4 protein-coding genes are annotated in these 4,886 nt (G+C 42.2%); 3 read left to right on the top strand and 1 reads right to left on the bottom strand.

The genetic code is table 11. From position 1 onward, the window contains the following. From VF500_RS05935 to VF500_RS05925, 3 genes are all read left to right on the top strand, one after another. Positions 1 to 1,483: SusC/RagA family TonB-linked outer membrane protein (locus VF500_RS05935; RefSeq protein ID WP_330858782.1), on the top strand; the 1,483-nt coding region annotated here is incomplete at its 5' end. Between the two features lie 2 nt (positions 1,484 to 1,485). After that, complete coding sequence (locus VF500_RS05930) at positions 1,486 to 2,856, top strand: RagB/SusD family nutrient uptake outer membrane protein (protein ID WP_330858781.1); 1,371 nt, start codon at positions 1,486 to 1,488, stop codon at positions 2,854 to 2,856. Between the two features lie 58 nt (positions 2,857 to 2,914). Beyond that, positions 2,915 to 3,841 (top strand): glycerophosphodiester phosphodiesterase family protein, encoded by a 927-nt coding sequence (locus tag VF500_RS05925; RefSeq protein WP_330858780.1) that lies wholly within the window; start codon positions 2,915 to 2,917, stop codon positions 3,839 to 3,841. Between the two features lie 426 nt (positions 3,842 to 4,267). Here VF500_RS05925 and VF500_RS05920 read toward each other — a convergent pair. Beyond that, positions 4,268 to 4,886 (bottom strand): glycosylhydrolase-like jelly roll fold domain-containing protein (locus VF500_RS05920; RefSeq protein ID WP_330858779.1); only part of this gene is annotated, 619 nt, incomplete at its 5' end.

Genomic DNA, 4,886 nt, shown 5'->3' with positions numbered 1-4,886 from the left:
GGATGCGATCGGCTATGATTCATATGCTTTAGAAAGTTATTTTGGGCGATTAACGCTTGATTATGATAACCGTTATATCCTGAACGCGAGTTTACGTTCCGATGGTTCTTCACGATTTTCGTCAAATAAAAGATACGGCACATTTCCTTCGGTTTCTTTGGGCTGGCAGGTAATGAATGAATCTTTTATGAAAGAAACCTCCGTGGCCAACACGCTTTCACAGCTTAAATTAAGAACAAGCTATGGTGTAACGGGTAGTTTAGCCGGCATCGGTAATTATGCCAATCAGTCGCTGGTTTCGGGTGGTAACTCATACAATAATCAGGGCGGTTTGGTCATCACACAAAATGCCCAGAACCTTACCTGGGAAAAAGCCGCGCAGTTTGATATTGGGCTTGATGCCGAATTGTGGAACGGACGTATAGGGTTTACAACAGATTTTTTCTATCAGAAAACAACTAACCTGCTATATAATAAACCGGTATATGCCACAACCGGCTTTACTTCGGTAGCTGCCAATATAGGGGCATTAAACAACAAAGGCTTAGAGCTCGCCTTAAACGCCAAAATACTTACCGGCGAATTTAAATGGGATGCTTCAGCCAATATTACCTTTGTTAAAAACAAACTGCTTTCGTTATATGATGGCAGCAATCAATACATAATCCCGGCTACGGGCAGCAATTTATTAGGAGGCGGAACAGGGATCCATGCCCTGATCAACGGCCAATCTATCAGTGCTTTTTATTTATTAAAGCAAACCGGTATTTACCAGCAGGACAGTGAGGTACCGGCCAAGTTATATGCTAAGGGCGTAAGGGCTGGAGATATAAAATATGATGATGCTAACGGTGATGGGGATATCACCGCTGCCGACAGGCAATATGCAGGAAAAGCAACCCCGGATTATTATGGCGGTTTTACCACTAACCTTAGCTATAAAGGTTTTGACCTAAGCTTATTTGCGCAATACTCTGTAGGCGCCAAAGTATATGCATCCTACAAAGGCGGCAGCCCGGAGGGAATTGAGTCGTTAGGTAACGCATTTTCAACCGCGACATTAAATGATGGCAGCAAAACGGAACAGTTTTATAACGTAGATGCATATGCTGCAACCCATTATTGGACAGGCCCGGGCACGAGTAATTTTATGCCGAGAGCAATAAGGGGCGGCGTGTTTACAGGTTATACCAATGGTTATAATGAAGAGCCCTCTACTCACTTTTTAGAAAACGGATCGTACCTGCGGTTAAAAACACTAACCTTGGGCTACAACCTCCCTCCTGCCATTTTAAAGCGATACCATATCAGCGCACTGAGGGTCTTCGCTTCGGTTGATAACCTGTACACTTTTACTAAATATGACGGTTACGATCCTGAACAATCCTATGTCACCAACCCGGGAGACCCTAATTACGGTGTTGATTTTGGTTTACAATCGTCTTTGAGAACCATCCTTTTTGGATTTAATTTAAAATTTTAATCATGCATAAATATAAGATGATGAAAAACTTAAAAAGATTTATGATGCTTTCGTGTATCAGTTTGGTACTATGCGGTTGCTCAAAGCAGTTAGACCTGTCGCCACAGAATGCCATACCCGTAAGTTCACTGGGGGTAAATGATATACCACAGCTAAGAACCGGTATGTACGCAACTATGGAGGATGTATTGTTCAATTTCTGGTTCGATTTTGATAAAAGAGGCGAAAACCTTACAGGCGGCCCCGGATATAATGTGGTTGACCCGGTAAGTATGAACGCCTCTGATGCCGATATAACCAGTTACTGGCGAGGTGCCTATAAAGGGATTAATACCGCCAATATTTTAATCCGGAACGTTGATAATTTAGGTACAGTGGCTACTGCAGCTCAGTTATCCTATAAAGGCGAGGCCTTATACTTCAGGGCACTTATTTATTATAACCTGGCAGCCAGGTATGGCGGTGTACCAATCCTTTTAAAAAGCACAACCGATGCCGTTCAGCGATCGACTGAGGCACAGGTTTGGGCACAGATCAAAAGCGACCTGGTAACTGCCCGATCACTCGTAGGCACTTTCAGCAATAATCTTTATATATCCGACCAGGCAGTGAAAGCGTTAATGGCAAGGGTTTACCTCGCTACTGGCGATAATGCCAATGCCATAACTTATGCTGATTCTCTCATCAATTACAGCAGCGGCAAATTTACCTTATCAACAGACTCCATGTCTTACTCTACCATGTTTACTGCAGGCTCAACAAGCAAAGAGATCATATTTGCACTGGCTAACAACAGTACAGCCAATACGCATTCATTTTTGAGCCAGGTGAACGACACCAAGGCAACCTGGCCATATTCGCCCAGTACCTTTACTTATAAAAATTTATATAGTGATGCGGTTACACCCTTAATTAAAACGGGAGACAAAAGAAAAGCTGCGGTATTTTCATCTGATCCTACCCGGATCATTAAATTTCCGAATGGTAAGGCCGGGCAGCAACTGGCTGTATCCTCCAACCCTATCGCTACCCCGATCATCGTATCCCGATTAGCCGAAATGTACCTGATCAAAGCTGAAGCACAAGGTGCATCGGCAGGCGCAACTTCACTTGCCTCTTACCTTAACAACCGGTATAAAGCGGCACCCAGCGCAGCATCAGTTGCTGCACTAACAAGCTCACAATACCAGAACCTGATCCTGAATGAATTACGCCGTGAGTTTTTTGCGGAAGGTCATTGGTGGTATGACATTAAAAGAACCGGAAGGACTGATCTACTGACCACCCTGAACGGGCGTACCTATCTTTTATACTATCCAATCCCCCAAACAGAAAAGGACCTGGCAGGATATACACAAAATCCCGGCTATTAAAACTATCCGTTAAACTATAGCAGATGCCAGTCAGGGCATCTGCTGCTTAAAACTTACTATGACTACTATAAAAAACCTGCTTTATATATACTGCGGACTGATGCCACTCGCGGGGTTTTGCCAGTCAAAAAGCAACAGCAATATTGAACAGCATTATCAATGGGCTATTCATCAGCTCAATAATAAAAATTCAAAATCTGTTTTAGTTACCGCACATCGCTGCGATTGGAGAAATTCGCCCGAAAACTCTGTACAAGCTTTACAGAACTGTATTGCCATGGGCGTTGATATTGCCGAATTTGACCTGTGTAAAACAAAGGATGGGCAATTGATCATTATGCATGATAAAACCATCGACCGTAGTACCAACGGAAAGGGAAAACCTGAAGACTATACCTTAGCCGAGATCAGGAAATTCAAATTAAAAAGCGGTACAGGGCACCCCACTATACATACTATTCCTACATTTAATGAAATGCTTGAAACCGCCAAGGGAAAGATCATTATAGATATAGACAAGGGCTATGACTATTATGATGAGATCATCAAAAAACTTGACTCAGTTAAAATGTTTGATCAGGCTATTTTTAATATCTATGGCTTGCCTTTAGACAGTGTAAAAGCCCACCACCAAAACATCCCGGAAGAATTGACCTTACAGGTAATCGTAAACCCTAAAGATCCAAATGCGGAAAGCATCATCAACTCCTATAAAACCCGCCCTAAAACCATTATACAGATCATCTTCAGCAATGACACAGACGCTATTCTGGCCAAAGTACCTGTCTTAAAGAAAAGCTACCCGATCTGGTTCAACGCTTTATGGCCCGAACAAAATGGCGGACATGATGATGATAAAGCTGTTGAAGAAAACAAGCCCGATGAAACCTGGGGATGGCTGACAGAGCATGGCGCTAACATTATACAAACAGACAGGCCCAAAGATTTACTTCATTACTTAGCATCAAGAAAACTGCGCCCTTAAAGCCAATTGCCTTGTGACCGGTGTTGACTTCAATAAAATGACCATTCCTTTGATTTCAGTTCGGCGGTTCTGACTACCTAAAAAGAGGTCAACCAATTGGCAGGACAGATTAATAGAAAAAATATAGTAAAAGTCCAAAACATGCCGCTGTTGCAGATTAACAGCGGCATGTACCGTTTAAGGACTCACTTATTATGATAACAATACCGTTTTTTTGAAAAGCCCGGAAAATGATCAGGTAAAATGCACAGATGATATCTTTCTGTGCATTTTTCGCAGAAATGTCTGTTTGCTATTCCAACAAATCTCACCAGGTGGCTACCCGATGTCTTGAATACTTTTGCTTAGTGAACTATCATAAGAAACAACTAAAACAATTCTTCAATACAAAGCCTGAATAGTCAGCGATGCAACTCAATCGTTATTTTATTTCAGCCATACCAATTGTACGGGCCCCAACAAACCAGACGGCTGCAATGGTGAATTAGCATTGTAAAATGGTATCGCCGTGTAAGTTATTTTCTGCTTCATATCTGCCTGTTGGTCTCCAATTAACCTGTTCACCCAAAGATTAGTTACTTTTATCTCCAACCTATTTTCTCCAGGCTTCAAGACGTTGGTTACATCCACGCTGAAAGGTTTTTTCCAAAGGGTACCCAATGGCTTTCCGTTTACAACTACTTCTGCTAAATTCTTTACATCTCCCAGATCCAAACGTATCTGTGCACCTATCATCAATGTATTTACCGGGATATTAATTGATTTTGTATAGGTGGCTGTACCGGAGAAGTATTTAATGCCGGGATCAGTATGTGCTGTGTAAGAGATCAAGTTCTCAAATGTCGCTTCAGGCGGTGCTCCCCGATCAGGCTGGAATGTAACTTTCCAGGCTCCTTCAATACTTTTTACCCGGCGCTCTGTTCTGACAGGAAGGGTAACTGCATTTTTTTTTGCAGGTGACAAAAACACTACAAATAATGCATCATTAGGAGTTAAGCGGAGGGAAACGGATGTATAGCCATTTTTTATTTTATAAGAAATAGGC

Origin of the sequence: Mucilaginibacter sp., assembly GCF_036383575.1 — a bacterium.
In the GTDB taxonomy this organism is placed as follows: domain Bacteria; phylum Bacteroidota; class Bacteroidia; order Sphingobacteriales; family Sphingobacteriaceae; genus Mucilaginibacter.
This window is presented reverse-complemented; position numbering and strand designations above follow the sequence as displayed.

What these genes read in the sequence shown, in the direction of transcription:
- VF500_RS05930 (WP_330858781.1), top strand. Translation starts at nt 1,486, where the DNA reads ATGCATAAATATAAGATGATGAAAAACTTAAAAAGATTTATGATGCTT.
- VF500_RS05925 (WP_330858780.1), top strand. Translation starts at nt 2,915, where the DNA reads ATGACTACTATAAAAAACCTGCTTTATATATACTGCGGACTGATGCCA.